Below are 13,817 nucleotides of genomic sequence, written 5' to 3'. Positions count from 1 at the left end.
CCTTCAATTGAAATCATTGCCCCTTAAATACCGGTTTGCGCTTTTCCTTGAATGCTGACAGACCCTCCAGTCGGTCACGGGTTTTTAAAGTTGTCTGATAGCAGTCTTTTTCAATTTGCAATCCTGTTTTCAAGTCAGTCTCAGCGCCTTGATTGATCGCCGCTTTTGCAGCCCTGAGTGCCAATGGGGCATTGACCGCAATTTCCTTAGCCAATTTTTTCGCTTCCTCAAGTAAATGTTGGGGTGAATATACATGACTGATGATTTTCAAGGCATGTGCCGTTTTTGCATCCAATCTCCTAGCCGTATAAATCAGTTCTTTCGCTGTCGGCATTCCGACTATCCGAGGCAGTCGCTGAGTACCGCCGGCGCCTGGGATGATGCCTAACGATGTTTCTGTCAGTCCCACCTTCGCCGTTTCAGATGCGATTCGTATGTCACAAGCGAGTGCCAACTCCAGCCCTCCGCCAAAAGCCGAACCGTTAATCGCGGCGATGACCGGAACTGGAAGGTTTTCCACAGCCGTAATCGTATCTCCAATCAACTTGACTGTCTCCCTGACTTTATCCTCATTCATACCTGCTCGTTCCTTAAGGTCCGCACCTGCACAAAACGCCTTTTCACCTGACCCAGTTATAATGACTGTTCGTAAATTGGAATCACTTTTCAATTCCTCGAGCACTTCAACCAAGCAATGAAGCAATTCCGTGGATAAGGCATTAGCAGCATCCGGCCGATTCAAAGTCACGAGGGCAATTCCCTTTTCCTCAGTACTTATTTCAACTAATGAAGTCATAAATTCACCTCAATTTCTCTTATTGTGCGTTATAAACAGCCATCTGATGGCTTGGCAATGGTTTTTCCAAAAAGCTTTGCATCATGGCCGCAGCCTTCATTAGTTTTTCTGGATTGATTCCCGTGTGAATTCCCATTTTATGTAGCATATGAATCAGGTCATCCGTTGCCACGTTTCCGCTCGCACCTGGTGCATACGGGCATCCTCCTAAACCTCCGAGCGAAGAGTCGAAAGTGTCCACACCATAATTAAGTGATTCAAGAACATTTGCGAGTGCCATTCCCCTTGTATCATGAAAATGGAGGGCAATCCGGCTTATATCATATCTTTTTACAGCCTGTTCAAGGAACAGTGCAACCTGTCTTGGAGAAGCGACCCCAATGGTATCACCCAGTGAGACTTCATTGATTCCATAGTCAAAAAGTTGATCACAAACACGGAAAACCTGTTCGATCGAAACCTCCCCTTCATAAGGACAGCCGAAAACGGTTGAAATATAGCCCCTAACCGTTTTCCCGCTGTTAGCTGCTGTCCCGATGACATCTTTCATTATTGGAAAGGTATCGGAAATCGACTTATTGATATTTTTAAGATTATGCGTTTCACTGGATGACATGAACACGGAAATTTCATCGATATTGGCTTCAAGGGCCGACTCCAGTCCTCTTTGATTGGGTACAAGGGCCGCATAAGTGATACCGGGATTGCGCTTTATTCCCTTAGCCACCAGGGCGGCATCACTCAATTGGGGAATCCACTTTGGATGGACGAAAGAAGTCACCTCTATATAAGATAATCCTGTATCAGAGAGCTGATCGATCCAATCCATTTTGCTTTGTGCAGGTATCATGACCTTTTCATTTTGCAGCCCGTCGCGCGGACCCACTTCCTTAATTGTCACTTTTTCAGGCCAATTCATCTTACCCCTCCGTCCCTTTATTCAATGACGGCCAAAACGTCGCCCTCATTTACGAAATCCCCCTCATTCACTTTAAGTTCTTTAATGGTGCCAGCTTCCTCGGCTGCAATGGGGATTTCCATTTTCATAGATTCCAAGATAATGATATCCTGTCCATCGGTTACACTTTGCCCCTCGTTCGCCACGATTTTCCAAACGCTTCCTGCCATGCTTGCCTTTAATTCTGCCATCTTACATTCCTCCTGATCATTATGTTTTAAGATATGCGTTATACAGTCAATTTTTTTATATATTTTGCAATGAAATCCGTAGTCGTATCTCCTTGGGAAAAAGCTTCATGAGAAATGATTTCCATCAGCAAAGGAAGGTTTGTTTTAATTCCTTCTATTTTATAGTTTGCGAGCGCTTCTCTTAATCTCTCGATCGCTTTATCCCTTGAATCGCCGCTCACCACCAATTTGGCAATCATCGGATCATAAAAGTGGGATACGACCGAAGTTCCATGAACAGCCAATTCATGACGGATCCCTTCACCTTCCGGAAGTTCCATGCTTGTGATTTTTCCTGGTGCTGGATAAAAGGTTTTCGGATCTTCAGCATATATGCGCACTTCAATGGAGTGTCCATCCTGTTTAATCTCACTTTGCGCAAATTCCAATTTGTTGCCAGATGCAATATTAATTTGCTGTTCAACCAAATCCAGCCCCGTAATTTCTTCGGTGACAGGATGCTCCACCTGAAGGCGTGTATTCATTTCCAGGAAATAAAAATTTTTATTTGCATCAACTAAAAATTCGAGGGTGCCCGCATTGCTATAACCGATGGATTTTACTGCCTTCACTGCAGCCATTCCCATCCTGTTTCTTGTTTCTTCGTCAAGGAAAGAAGAGGGAGCCTCTTCCACGACCTTCTGGTGGCGCCTTTGAACGGAGCATTCCCTTTCCCATAAGTAAACAGCATTCCCAAAGGAATCCGCCAATACCTGAATTTCGATATGACGAGGCTTCTCAATCAATTTTTCTATGAACATATCTCCATTGCCAAAAAACAATTGGGCACGTTTTTGATTCCCCTCGAAGGCTTTGGTCAATTCATCTTCATTAGCAACCGCCTGCATGCCGATTCCCCCGCCGCCTGCTGCTGCTTTTAACATGACTGGGTAGCCAATTTTTTCGGCAACGGCTGCCGCTTCCGCACTATCAATTAACGGACGTGAAAATCCAGGCACCAATGGAAGTCCCGCTTGCTCCATCTTTTTCCTCGCCTCGACTTTATTGCCCATCTGCTGGATGATCTCTGGTTTGGGACCAATGAATATCAAGCCGGCTTCTTCGCATGAACGTGCGAAATCTGCATTTTCACTAAGAAATCCATATCCAGGATGAATGGCCTCCACTCCGGTTTCCTTAGCTATTTCCAAAATCTTATTGACGTTTAAATAGCTTTCCTGTACTCTCGGGCCACCCAGTAAATATGCCTCATCCGCCAATCCCACAAATGGCGAATCCGAATCAGCTTCCGAATGGACAGCGACAGTATGTATCCCCAGCTTCCTGCATGTACGAATAATGCGTGATGCTATTTCTCCCCTGTTTGCGATAAGAATTTTTCGAATCATTCGATATCCTCCTTATTTAGTGCCTTCCGATAGTAGGTCAAGAGTTTGTTGCCGAAGCTTATACTTTTGGATTTTTCCGGATGCTGTCATTGGATAAGCATCGGTAAATTGAATGTACCGGGGAATTTTATGAAAAGATATTTTCCCTTTGCAATACTCTATCAATTCTTTCTCCGTAAGGGTTTCTCCTGCTTTCAAAATGATCCATGCCGCTACCTCTTCGCCGTACTTCTGATCTGGAACGCCGAGTACCTGGACATCGACAATTGCAGGATGTTGATAGATGAATTCTTCAATCTCACGGGGGTAAATATTTTCCCCTCCGCGAATGATCATATCTTTCAGCCGGCCTGTAATCTTGCAATAACCCCTTTCATCCATCACCGCCAAATCTCCCGTATGAAGCCAGCCTTCCCGGTCAATCGCCTGCTCAGTGGCTTCCGGGTTATTATAATATCCCTTCATTACATGGTATCCCCTCGAACAGAGTTCACCCTGTTTGCCCCGCTGGACTTCTTCCCCACTAGCTGGATCGACAATTTTCACTTCCACTTTCGGCAAAGCCCTTCCCACTGAGGAAACACGAAGTTCGATCGGATCGTCCGTTCTTGTCATCGTAATTCCTGGAGAAGATTCCGTTTGACCATAAGTAATCGTAATTTCCGAGATGCCCATCTTATTCACTACGCTTTTCATGACTTCGATCGGACAAGTGGATCCTGCCATGATACCAGTCCGTAACGAACTTAAATCATACTGGTCAAAGTCATCGAGATTAAGTTCAGCAATGAACATCGTCGGTACACCATGAAGCCCCGTACATTTTACGGCTTCAACTGTCTGAAGGACAACTCGTGGATTAAATTCCACGATCGGCACCATTGTTGCCCCTACAGAAACAGAGGCCATCGTGCCAAGGGAACAGCCGAAACAATGAAAAAACGGAACCGGGATGCAAAGCCGGTCAGCTTCGGTAAGCTTCATGCATTCCGCGACATTCAATCCGTTATTGACCAAGTTGGAATGAGTCAGCATCACTCCTTTTGGAAATCCTGTCGTCCCTGATGTATATTGCATATTAATCACATCACCGGGAGCCAATTCCTCCATTCTCATGTCCAGCGATTCCTCCGAAACGGATTCGCTCCCGCTAATGACTTCATCCCACGAAAACGTTCCGGGATAACGCTTTTCACCTAAAACGATGATATTTTTCAATTTTGGCAGTTTCTCAGATTGTAATTTTCCTGGTTCTGCATTTTTCAATTCAGGAACGATTTCGTACAGCGTATCTATATATGAATGATTCTTATATTGTTCCATCAGGATGATCGTCGTCGAATCGGATTGCTTGAGCAGGTATTCCAGTTCACTTGTGCGGTAATTAGTATTGACCGTTACCAGCACACCGCCCATTTTCGCGGTCGAAAATTGGGATATAAGCCATTCCGGTTTATTGGATGCCCAAATGGCGATATGTTCCCCTTTTTTAATATCTAGTGACATGAACCCCCTGGCCGCCTTTCGGCAAATCTTTTCAAATTCGCGATAAGAATGGCGCAGGCCTAGTTCATGGTACACAACCGCTTCATTATCACCATATTGTTCAGCTGTCCTTTCAAGCAGTTTTCCGATAGTAACATCTAGCAAATCAGACATCAAACTCCTCCTAATCAAATAAAAGTAAGATTGAACGCTTTTTGCTGTATAGATATCTGCTTTTCACCAAAATGAACGCAAGCATCATTGTTCATTTTACGTTCCGTAAAGATTAACAGCCTAATTGCCTGGCGATAACGAGTCTTTGAATTTCGGATGTACCTTCACCAATCTCCAATAACTTAGCATCTCTTAAATAGCGTTCCACCTCATATTCGCGCATGTAACCAGAGCCGCCGTGTATTTGAATCGCTTGATTGCTGGACCGGAACGCGGTCTCACTTGCAAAAAGCTTGGCGTATGCCGCTTCCTTTGCAAAAGGCTTTTTATTGTCTTTTAACCATGCAGCCTTATATACCATATTCCTCGCCAATTCAATTTCCATCGCCATATCTGCAAGCTTGAATTGAATGGCCTGGAAATTTGATATGGTTTTACCGAATTGAATGCGCTCTTTTGAAAAAACTAAAGCTCTATCAAAGGCAGCCTGAGCGATACCGACGGCCAAAGCTGCAATGGAAATCCTTCCTCCATCAAGCGTGAATAAGAATTGTTTGAACCCTTTGTCTGGATCTCCCAATAAGTTTTCCTTTGGCACCCGGACATTATCCAGAATGATTTCACAAGTATTGGAAGCTCGAACTCCCATTTTTTCATAATTGCTATTGATCGTTAGCCCTTGGGTATCGGTTGGCACGATGAATGCCGAGATGATATTTTTGCCCTTGGAATCTTTGCCCGATACAGCCGTGACGGTAACCGTTCTTGAATAGCTGGCATTTGTTATCCATGTTTTCTCGCCATTAATCACATATTCATCACCCTCCAACACGGCAGTCGTTCTTGTACCACCAGCATCGGAACCCGCATTAGGCTCTGTTAACCCGAAAGCTGCCAGGGTTTCACCGGTCGTGATTGGAACCAGGTATTTTTGCTTCTGTTCTTCGGTTCCAAAATAGTAAATTGGACTTGCCCCGAGCGAAACGGCTGCTGCATAACTTAAGCCGGTTCCCCCGCATGCCTTCCCAACCTCTTCAACGGCAATAGCATACGAAATCGTATCTCCGCCCGAACCGCCATATTCTTCAGGAAACGGAATTCCAAGCAACCCGAGTTTCCCCATTTTTTTGAATACATCCTCCGCAAACATGGACTTTGCATCCAACTCTATCGCAATGGGTTTAATTTCCTTTTCGGCAAATTCCCTAACCATTTCCTTAATCATCTGCTGTTCTTTTGTAAGTGAAAAATCCATTTATTCATTCCCCTTTCTATTGAGACCGACTAGTTGGTCTGTGTAAATCAAGTTTATTGTTTAATCCACAACAACTTTGTTCTTCAGTAAAAATGGCTGGGTGATTTCCGCTTCTTTTTGTATATCTATCAATAGGGCATTCAGAATTAAATCTACGTAAATATCACCGATTTCATCAATCGTTTTTCCACCGTCCCTTTTGTACCATTTGTAGGACCAGTTCACCATGCCCAGAATTGACATTCCGGTAATTTCCACTGGTAATTCGCTGCGGAAAACTCCCTTGTCAATACCTTCTTTGATAACGGAAAAAATGATTTCTTTATATATTTGACGCTTTTTTTTGATTGCTTCAACATAGGGCGGTTTTAAGTAAATGCTTTCTTGATAGAAAACTGAGATGTGTGGTTTATAGAGGTCAAAAACTTTAACAAATGATTGAATGATCTTTTGCATTTTTTCTGTTGGATGGGTACTTTCTGAGATGGCTTCCTGTGCTTTTGTTAAAACATATGAAATAAAGTAATCATGGATGACAAATAAAAGTTCATCTTTGGAAGAGAAATGGTGATAAAAACCACCCTTGCTAGTTCCGCAAGCCTTAACGATTTCGTTAACGGAGACACCATGAAAACCATGCTGATCAAAGAGCGTCAACGATGTTTCAATTATTTTTTCTTTTAACTCCGTAAGACTACACCCCCTTCTTGTATCCGCTTACATTTAACAACATAAAGAGATGTGGTTATGTAGTTAACTGGATTTATTTAGATTTTACCAAATATTTAAAAATTGTCAATTTTTAATTATCAACAAAAAAACAGCCCTCAAAACCAAGAGCTGTCAACCTAGTTTATTTAAGGAGCAGTCGATACCATGTCATTCACTACCCTTGACCGGTTTAACCTGGGCTTTTACAAGCTGCCATCCATTGTCATACTTCCATATTGATTTGATCTTCAAAATCGGAACAGGTTCATCGGACCCTTTTACGTTTTGGACTCCCATAAGTGCTTTTCCTTTTCCAAAAACGGTCTTGGGGTCCAATGAGGAGTATGGATCAACCAAAAGCTCTGTCGGTTCATTTAGTTTTCCATTTCGATAAATGCCCAATTCATCATACGCTTGTTTTCTGGAACTGACATCTATCACCACAGGCTTTTGACCTTCGATAATGATTTCCGCTTTGTATCCGTCAAGAAATTGTGCGATTACGGGGACGGATGGCGGCACTTCCAGTTCCTTCACTTTTCCATCCTTGAACGTATAGGCGTAACTGGATATCAACCGTTCCCTACCTTCCATCAAAACCGTGACCAATACATCCTGTACTCCATCATTATTCAAGTCGGCAACCTTTAGATCTGGATTATACCCAGCTTCAAGCGGGACGTTGATTGTACGGCGATTGCTTTCCACACTTAACTCAATTTTCTTCAGAAATTTGCTTCCTTCCTCAAATGGCAGTCCCTGAACCTGGATGATGTCTATTTTCTGGTCACCTGTTACATCTCTTTTTGTTGATATATATGTGCCATCTACCTGAAAATTTTTATCATGCGCTTCCACCGCTTGATAGCTCAAAAATAGTGAGATGACTAAAACCGCATATTTTAGCAGATCTAACTTTTTCATAGTGATAACCTCTCTTTTCAAAGATGAACTAATTTGACATTTGTCGCCGCTTGAACTTTCGACGCTGATCTTTCATGAAGATGGACCAGAAATAATAGAACCCTGGCACTAATATCGCAAAGCCCACGATATATGTGGCAAACACGGCCCGGAATGAGGTTGGATCGGTAAATCCTGAAAGAATTGTGACATTTGGATATATGATATAAGGTAAATGTGCGATACCATAAACATAACTGCCAATTAAATACTGTATGATGATCGCTATTACAGCGAGGCGGGGCATCCCTTTAACCTCCCGCTTGGAAAAATAGGGTAAGTACAGTGCTATCCCGCTAATGATGAAAAAAATGAGCGAGACGAATAACAATCCAGAATTTTTCATCATTCCTTGGTAGATCCAATTCGCTTCGTTTCTTAACGTGAGCATAACCAACAAAGCCATGACCAACATAAGCGGTCCCGTTATCATCGCATCCCTGCGATATATTTTGTATGCTTTCATTTCATCAGCCTGCTTTGAGTAATCGGACAGGAGCAAAGATGATAAAAAAAGCGTGCTCATAATTCCGAACCCCACAAATGCATACTCATTCGGACTCGTGAAAAGTTTAAATAGATTCAATTCTTCATTTCCTCTCGCGCCTTCTACAAATCCAAGATGGGTGATTGGCAATACGCTGATTAATAGCCCAGGTATGATCAATCCCGTCAACCCTGAAATATACGTTAACGCTTTTTCATATTTGTCTACGCTATGAGAGAAAACCAAGAAAGCACTCCTAATACATAGCAGGACAAGTATCAGGCTCGCGGGAACGATCAAGGCTACCCCTATCGGGAAAACCGCACCTGGAAATAAACTGTAAATCGCAATGACAAGACCAACGACAAAAGTATTGGTTACTTCCCAAGTTGGTGATAAATAGCTATTTGCGATCTTGGTGGCATTCGTTTCTTCCTTTTTAATGTAAGTCATTGCCCAGAAGCCAGCGCCGAAATCCATAGAGGCCATGATGGCATAAAGAAAAATAAAGCCCCAGACCAGTGTTATTGCAAGAAGAGCATCACTCATTCGCCTTCCCCCCTTTTATGAATTCGAATCGAAAAGCCTTACATCTTTCTGTTCGGCCTTATATATATCATCCATTACGGAATGACGTTTGAAATAATACAAAAGTGTAAACACGACAGAAACGCATAAAATGATATATACAATAATGAACATCGTGAATAAAAACCCAAGGTTTTCGTACGAAGTGACTGAATCCTCCGTGGTCAGCATCCTGTATATCGTCCATGGCTGTCTGCCTGTACAGGCAAAAATCCAACCGCATTCAATTGAAATCACCGAAAGCGGCCCTGACGCAACAAACAGCCAAAGAATCCATTTCGGATATGTCTCCTTTTTCAGCCATTTATTCCATACCAATGCAAACAGTGCCAACGTGATTAAGCCTGAACCAATGATGACCATTGCGTTGAATAAGATATGGACATAAAGCGGAGGCCAATACTCTTCCGGAAAATCGTTTAAACCGGTCACGACCGTATCGAAGCTATTACCAGATAGAAAGCTTAATAACCATGGGAATTCAATCCCATACTTCACTTCCTGGGCTTCCCTGTCGGTATAACCGAACAAGGTAAGTCCGGCATGGTCCTGTGTTTCAAACAACCCTTCTGCCGCCGCCAGTTTTTCCGGCTGTTCCCTATATAAATGCTGTGTAGTCGCATGACCGTTCAATGCCGTCAAAAAAGAAAAAACCAAACCCAAGACAAGACTAAGCCTCAGTGCTTTTTGGTGAAAATTAAATTCAGCAGTGCCATATTTATTTTTCAGCATCTTATAGGCTGCAACGGACGCTACGACAAAAGCGCCTGTAGTATAAGCAGTCAAGGCTGTATGTCCCGCCGTCACCAAGAAACTTGGGTTGAAAAATGCCGCCCAAGGATCGACATCGACGATTTCCCCATTTTCAAACCGGAACCCAGCAGGTGTACCTTCAAAAGCATGGACATTAGAAATCAAAACAGCCGAAGCCAATGCTCCGAATGCAACAAAGAATAAACTGACGATTCGGGCCCATGGCTTGATTTTTTCAGCTGCATACACGTAGATTGACATGAACAGCGCTTCAACCATGAATGCATAAATCTCGATCTGGAATGGAAGCGCCATGACACGTCCAATCACTTCCATGAACCCAGGCCATAATAATGACAGCTGCACACCAGCAATCGTACCAGTCGGAATGCCGACCCCAAGTAAAACTCCTAATGTTTTCGTCCAGCGTTTAGCCATGACGACATACTGTAAATCCTTTGTCCTTTGATACATCAATTCCGCTGCCAACATCATCATCGGCAACCCGACGCCGATCGTTGCAAATATGATATGTACAGCCATATTCGTCCCGAACATCGCACGGGCCATTTGTATATGATCCATACTGTCTTCCTTTCTAACCTTTGTCTCTTGGTAGTATCTCCTCTGTAAAGGAAAATATTTAATAATATTCCACAAACTAAGTTTTCATAGGTTTTACAGAAGGTCAGCATTTTACTTAATGATGTTTTTGGTTGATTGTTTATTAGATATTCTATCGAGGTTATTTCTAATATATATCACGTGGATTTCATCAATACGCTTAAAAAAATTTCACTAAGCACTTGGATGACAAATTATTGAAGATTCTTCATAAATGGTGACCCAATCGGAATAAGATAGCTTAAATCCCATATAGAAAGTGTTACAAGAGAGGAGAAAAACACTTTGTCCTTTTCCAAAGATCCGCTATCACCCGATCAAATGCTGGCTGTTATCAGAAATGGCCTGGGGCCTTCCCCAATCCCCAAAAAAATCATTATCCTTGGTGCCGGAATGTCTGGGTTGGTTGCAGCATCCCTTTTAAAACAAGCGGGGCACGATGTAACGATATTGGAAGCAACCGGGAGGGTTGGAGGGCGTGTTTTGACCATACGGGAGCCATTTTCAGAAGGTTCCTACCTTGAAGCCGGTGCCATGCGCATTCCGAATTATCATTACCTAGTTGCTGAATACATCAAGAAGTATGGTTTACGTGTCAACACTTTTGTGAATGCGACTCCTAATGATCCCATTTATGCCAATGGAATCAAGACGACCGCTGCCATATATCAACGGAACCCGGATATACTGAGGTACCCTGTAGCTCCCCATGAAAGAGGTAAAACAGCTGAAGAATTACTCAACATGGCAATTAAGCCTGTGACTGACTTCATCATTCAAAACCCACGTAGAAATTGGGAAATAGTCATTAAAGAGTTTGATAAATACTCCATGAGCTTCTTTTTGCAGTACAATCCAGTCGGAATCAGTCTATCAACAGGGGCGATTGAAAGCATAAAAGTCCTGATGGGTTTAGAAGGATTCCCTGAACTTTCTTTTCCGGCCATACTTCGGGAGCTTATGCCGCTCTTTAATCCAGATGTAAAGTTTTTTTCAATCGACGGAGGAAACGACCGGCTTCCATATGCTTTTCTACCGGAATTGAGGGATAATTTAAACTTCAGATATGAAGTGACAAAAATCATCCAACATGATAATCAAGTCACCATCCATTCCAAACATACCCAAAGCCAAAACCCCTTAACGGTTACCGGTGACCTTGCGATCGTGACGATTCCTCTTCAATTACTGCAATTTATAGATATTGAACCCCGGAATTCCTTTTCCCATAATAAGTGGAAGGCAATAAGGGAACTTCATTATGCCGCATCCACAAAAATTGGACTTCAGTTCACGCATAGGTTTTGGGAAAAGGAAGGAATCTTCGGCGGTAAATTAACGACCGATTTACCTATTAGGTTCTCTTATTACCCCAGTCAAACGAGCAACCAGCGTGAATCCGGTCTCATCTTAGCAAGTTATACATGGGAAGATGACGCTACATTATGGGATATACTTCCGGAAAAAGACCGAATACAACACGCATTGAAAAATTTGGCAGTGATCCATGGAAAACAAGTATATGATCATTTTTTATCAGGAGCTTCTTATAGCTGGACACTGAATCAGTATGCCTACGGCGCTTTCTCCATGTTTAAACCTGGTCAGGAAACGGACTTGTTTCCATACATCCCCACCCCTGAAGGAAGGGTCCACTTCGCTGGTGAGCATACATCAACCGTACCAGCTTGGATTGAAGGAGCCATTCAATCCGGCATCAGGGTTGCACATGAAGTGACGGATCTGCCTAGAACATTCGCTGTTCCTTGAATGGACCTTTTCTTTGCTTAATTAACTTAAGAGTATTGACAAAAAAACCTTCCTTTTTGGAAGGTTTTCTTTCATATGAACAGTCACTTTATCCCTCCTTTTGAACCGAAGTCTACGATCCTTAAATCCACTTCATAATTAATGTCAGCTTTACTGAAAATTTCGTCCCATTTCTGCTTATTTTTCTCCCAAAACTTTGGATGCTGATTTTCCACATAACGGTACAATCCTGCTACTCCTGTTTTATATTCATGCTGTAATTTGTATATGATTTTCTCGACATCCTTTTTCACTTCATCCTCGGCGACACGCTCAACATCTTTTAAATAGCCTTCCTTAAATGAGTTTTCCTTACCATACCAATCTTCCGAAAGTCTTGCTGTGTACCCGACCTCAATATTGATCGTCAAATGATCACCTTTCAATTCCGTCGTGATCTTCCTCCTTGTCCTATTAATTATTTCAACACTTAAAGGCTCACCGTGTTGGACCGCTTCGATTATTCCGCCCTTTACCTCTCCGTTCAACCAATTTAATGCAGCTATATCCTCATCATTCATGACCCCGACCAACTTTGAATTGTTGATCACCCCTGCACCCTCCAAAATTAATTTCCCACCCCTAATATCAACGGCCTGAATGGCAAAGCTTCCATCTGATTGCAAATTTGAGGATGCTTTGCCCAGTGTTAAAGGCGGAAGTATCTTATTCGTTCTGTTCTCATTATCTTTCAATTCATAGATTACATTCGAAGGGATCTCCCCATCTTCGGATCGTCCCAAAATTTCTTTCGTCGGTCTCTTTGTTAAATAAACATGACAGCTCCTCCTTGTATTATTATCGCGTATTGACTGATTAATGATCGCTTCCATCGGGAATTTCCTTAATACATCTTCATTAATAAGGATGATACGCTGATGATTGGTTAATACCGTATTGGTAATGAGCAATGAATCCCTTATTGCTTCATGCAGCGTTTTGGCACTGACAGAAACATTTTTATATTTTAGATGGGCCTGATTATCCTGAACACTATTTCCTGGAGGCACCAGAATTTGCTGTGTTAACATGATTTCGTCTTTCTTTTTGCTTTTATCGATCCCCACTCCAACTACAAGGGATAACTCTTCAATATTTTCACTGTCCCAACAGCCTGTAAGCAAAGGAATAAGCAAGATCAACCATAATCTTTTCATCCGCTTCTTCTACTCCTTTTCAATTGAACGATTACGAATGTAATAATTGGCAAGCCAATCAATATAACCGGAAATAGATATCCAAGCAAATCACTCATTTTAAAGATCTCGATTGTATTTTTAGGAACCTTGGCCAGAAAAAATACGACGGGAACCAGTACAATGAGATTAGTTGTATATGAATTGTTAAAAATTTTCGTCAGTCCTTCTGCTGCGAAGTAATAGTAAATCGCATGTGTTAAAAAAAACTGAAGAATCCAAGTGATTAAGAGAAATAGCTCCATACGCTCTAAAAATATGCCTGTTACTTCAAAGGACTGAATAAAAGAAATGGTTGGCCAAGTAACTGCTTTGACTTCCGGGACAGTCAGTGTAGCCACTACCAATACATATGTAATCACATATAAAATCAGCGGTATGAAAAAACCGATTAAAACGCCACTTTTTATCTTTGTTTTGATTTTTAACGACGCCAAAC

The 13,817-nt window shown here is 42.3% G+C and carries 13 protein-coding genes; 1 reads left to right on the top strand and 12 read right to left on the bottom strand.

Features of this window, described 5'->3' with window-relative positions; genetic code table 11:
• Positions 1 to 13: 13 nt before the first annotated feature.
• The 10 genes from ABC374_RS10055 to ABC374_RS10010 all read right to left on the bottom strand — a co-directional run bounded on the left by ABC374_RS10055 (position 14) and on the right by ABC374_RS10010 (position 10,334).
• Positions 14 to 796, bottom strand: a complete 783-nt coding sequence (locus ABC374_RS10055) for an enoyl-CoA hydratase (protein WP_413017428.1) — start codon at positions 794 to 796, stop codon at positions 14 to 16.
• A 19-nt stretch (positions 797 to 815) separates the two neighbouring features.
• Positions 816 to 1,715 (bottom strand): hydroxymethylglutaryl-CoA lyase, encoded by a 900-nt coding sequence (locus tag ABC374_RS10050; RefSeq protein WP_350302523.1) that lies wholly within the window; start codon positions 1,713 to 1,715, stop codon positions 816 to 818.
• Between the two features lie 17 nt (positions 1,716 to 1,732).
• Positions 1,733 to 1,945 carry an acetyl-CoA carboxylase biotin carboxyl carrier protein subunit gene (locus ABC374_RS10045; RefSeq protein WP_034312225.1) on the bottom strand — a complete coding sequence of 71 codons (213 nt, stop codon included), beginning with the start codon at positions 1,943 to 1,945 and terminating at the stop codon, positions 1,733 to 1,735.
• Between the two features lie 38 nt (positions 1,946 to 1,983).
• A complete protein-coding gene (locus ABC374_RS10040) occupies positions 1,984 to 3,333 on the bottom strand; it encodes an acetyl-CoA carboxylase biotin carboxylase subunit (protein WP_413017426.1) in 1,350 nt (449 codons plus the stop codon).
• A 12-nt stretch (positions 3,334 to 3,345) separates the two neighbouring features.
• On the bottom strand, positions 3,346 to 4,983 hold the full coding sequence (locus ABC374_RS10035) for an AMP-binding protein (RefSeq protein ID WP_413020313.1): 1,638 nt from the start codon (positions 4,981 to 4,983) through the stop codon (positions 3,346 to 3,348).
• Between the two features lie 121 nt (positions 4,984 to 5,104).
• On the bottom strand, positions 5,105 to 6,247 hold the full coding sequence (locus ABC374_RS10030; protein ID WP_413017424.1) for an acyl-CoA dehydrogenase: 1,143 nt from the start codon (positions 6,245 to 6,247) through the stop codon (positions 5,105 to 5,107).
• A gap of 60 nt (positions 6,248 to 6,307) precedes the next feature.
• On the bottom strand, positions 6,308 to 6,919 hold the full coding sequence (locus tag ABC374_RS10025) for a TetR/AcrR family transcriptional regulator (protein WP_413020312.1): 612 nt from the start codon (positions 6,917 to 6,919) through the stop codon (positions 6,308 to 6,310).
• A 207-nt stretch (positions 6,920 to 7,126) separates the two neighbouring features.
• On the bottom strand, positions 7,127 to 7,882 hold the full coding sequence (locus tag ABC374_RS10020; RefSeq protein ID WP_413017422.1) for a hypothetical protein: 756 nt from the start codon (positions 7,880 to 7,882) through the stop codon (positions 7,127 to 7,129).
• A gap of 28 nt (positions 7,883 to 7,910) precedes the next feature.
• Positions 7,911 to 8,957 (bottom strand): cytochrome d ubiquinol oxidase subunit II, encoded by a 1,047-nt coding sequence (locus tag ABC374_RS10015; RefSeq protein WP_350302519.1) that lies wholly within the window; start codon positions 8,955 to 8,957, stop codon positions 7,911 to 7,913.
• Between the two features lie 15 nt (positions 8,958 to 8,972).
• On the bottom strand, positions 8,973 to 10,334 hold the full coding sequence (locus tag ABC374_RS10010) for a cytochrome ubiquinol oxidase subunit I (RefSeq protein ID WP_413017419.1): 1,362 nt from the start codon (positions 10,332 to 10,334) through the stop codon (positions 8,973 to 8,975).
• 360 nt (positions 10,335 to 10,694) lie between these two features.
• Here ABC374_RS10010 and ABC374_RS10005 point away from each other — a divergent pair, with 360 nt between their 5' ends.
• Positions 10,695 to 12,143, top strand: a complete 1,449-nt coding sequence (locus ABC374_RS10005; protein ID WP_413020311.1) for a flavin monoamine oxidase family protein — start codon at positions 10,695 to 10,697, stop codon at positions 12,141 to 12,143.
• An 83-nt stretch (positions 12,144 to 12,226) separates the two neighbouring features.
• Here ABC374_RS10005 and ABC374_RS10000 read toward each other — a convergent pair whose 3' ends face one another.
• Both ABC374_RS10000 and ABC374_RS09995 read right to left on the bottom strand, forming a co-directional pair.
• A complete protein-coding gene (locus ABC374_RS10000; RefSeq protein ID WP_413017417.1) occupies positions 12,227 to 13,339 on the bottom strand; it encodes a Ger(x)C family spore germination protein in 1,113 nt (370 codons plus the stop codon).
• Positions 13,336 to 13,815 carry a GerAB/ArcD/ProY family transporter gene (locus ABC374_RS09995; protein ID WP_413017415.1) on the bottom strand — a complete coding sequence of 160 codons (480 nt, stop codon included), beginning with the start codon at positions 13,813 to 13,815 and terminating at the stop codon, positions 13,336 to 13,338. The genes ABC374_RS10000 and ABC374_RS09995 overlap by 4 nt, the downstream gene beginning before the upstream one ends.
• Between the last annotated feature and the right edge of the window lie 2 nt (positions 13,816 to 13,817).

Source organism: Peribacillus phoenicis, from assembly GCF_047238085.1.
Taxonomy (GTDB): domain Bacteria; phylum Bacillota; class Bacilli; order Bacillales; family DSM-1321; genus Peribacillus.
The sequence above is the reverse complement of the archived record's forward strand: the minus strand, read 5'-3'. Positions and strand labels throughout refer to the sequence as shown.

Coding starts and splice junctions, on each gene's coding strand:
- ABC374_RS10040 (WP_413017426.1), bottom strand. CDS start 3,333: ATGATTCGAAAAATTCTTATCGCAAACAGGGGAGAAATAGCATCACGC.
- ABC374_RS10005 (WP_413020311.1), top strand. CDS start 10,695: ATGCTGGCTGTTATCAGAAATGGCCTGGGGCCTTCCCCAATCCCCAAA.
- ABC374_RS10030 (WP_413017424.1), bottom strand. CDS start 6,247: ATGGATTTTTCACTTACAAAAGAACAGCAGATGATTAAGGAAATGGTT.
- ABC374_RS10050 (WP_350302523.1), bottom strand. CDS start 1,715: ATGAATTGGCCTGAAAAAGTGACAATTAAGGAAGTGGGTCCGCGCGAC.
- ABC374_RS10020 (WP_413017422.1), bottom strand. CDS start 7,882: ATGAAAAAGTTAGATCTGCTAAAATATGCGGTTTTAGTCATCTCACTA.
- ABC374_RS10055 (WP_413017428.1), bottom strand. CDS start 796: ATGACTTCATTAGTTGAAATAAGTACTGAGGAAAAGGGAATTGCCCTC.
- ABC374_RS10010 (WP_413017419.1), bottom strand. CDS start 10,334: ATGGATCATATACAAATGGCCCGTGCGATGTTCGGGACGAATATGGCT.
- ABC374_RS10015 (WP_350302519.1), bottom strand. CDS start 8,957: ATGAGTGATGCTCTTCTTGCAATAACACTGGTCTGGGGCTTTATTTTT.
- ABC374_RS10000 (WP_413017417.1), bottom strand. CDS start 13,339: ATGAAAAGATTATGGTTGATCTTGCTTATTCCTTTGCTTACAGGCTGT.
- ABC374_RS10045 (WP_034312225.1), bottom strand. CDS start 1,945: ATGGCAGAATTAAAGGCAAGCATGGCAGGAAGCGTTTGGAAAATCGTG.